We start from the raw sequence: 1,095 nt of genomic DNA on the forward strand, positions 1-1,095 counted from the left end.
TCGCGATAAGCGCTGCGACCAAAATGATTGGCGCGAGGAGGTAGGCCATCTCTTTGGCGATAGCGATGGCAACATCGATCAATGCGTCTTGAAAGCCTTGATATGCGAGTTCGCTTGGCAGCAAAAGTAGGGCAGAGATGTGCGACATGTAGTAATCGGCAAAGGCGAACAGCACGGCGATGAGTGCCAGAATTAACGCCGAAGAGACGATCTCCTGGCTCTTTGCGACTTGTCCTTTTTTGCGGGCGTCGCGGAGCTTTTTGGCGGTGGGTTGTTCTGTTTTTTCACCACTCATAGAACATCCTAACCTTTATTTCCAAATCGTGTTGAGCTGATCGCCAAAGCGAGTGATGCCATAAAATAGTGCTTCAAAGTGATCCATCATTAATCCGAGATAGACGATCAATAACACACTCGCGATGGCACTTTTGATGGGCATCGCCAAGAAGAAAACGTTGAGTTGCGGCGCAAAGCGGCTGATCAGCGCAAGGCCAAATTCGGCTAAGAACATCGCGAGCACAAGTGGCGCCGACATTAAGACACCAAGCCACATTAACTGTTGAAACTGATCATAGAAAAAGCTTACCCACGCGTCCGTGACCATCGGAAAAAAGCCGAGTATTGGCCAAGTGGTGTAGCTTTTAAACAGAGCGTAGATAAATGCAACAAAGCCACCGCCCGAGAAGAACAAGGTGATCAATGTTTGGGTGAGTAACACCGCCGTTGGGGTGGATTGAGAACCCAGCGTTGGGTTGAACATGCTCGCCATCGCCGCACCGCGTTGGTTATCCACCAAAAAGCCAGTGGCTTCAATCGCCCAAAAAGGAATGGCTGCGACAAAGCCAATCAGCATACCCAGCAAGACTTCTTTGCCTAGAATCACAATCAACCAAAGGCCGTCAGTTTCGGCGGGCAATGCTTGCTCGTTTACGACGGGAAAAATAAACAACGCAAGTGAGCAAAGTACGCCGTTACGGATCATTGCGCCGCCAAGCATCTGTTTGCTCAAAATAGGCAGAAAGATAAAGCATGCCATGAGCCTAGGCAGCGTTAAGCTATAAAGAAACAAAGCTTGGTGTAAATCGTCGTAACTCA

1 protein-coding gene and 1 pseudogene are annotated in these 1,095 nt (G+C 49.0%); both read right to left on the reverse strand.

Annotation, left to right across the window (positions count from 1 at the left end):
- Window positions 1-295: pseudogene (gene vscU / locus R8269_RS25760) on the reverse strand (SctU family type III secretion system export apparatus subunit VscU); the annotation flags it as partial.
- 15 nt (window positions 296-310) lie between these two features.
- The coding region (gene vscT, locus R8269_RS25765; protein WP_318222982.1) for a SctT family type III secretion system export apparatus subunit VscT at window positions 311-1,095 on the reverse strand (785 nt) is incomplete at its 5' end.

The organism is Vibrio sp. Vb0667 (assembly GCF_033391095.1).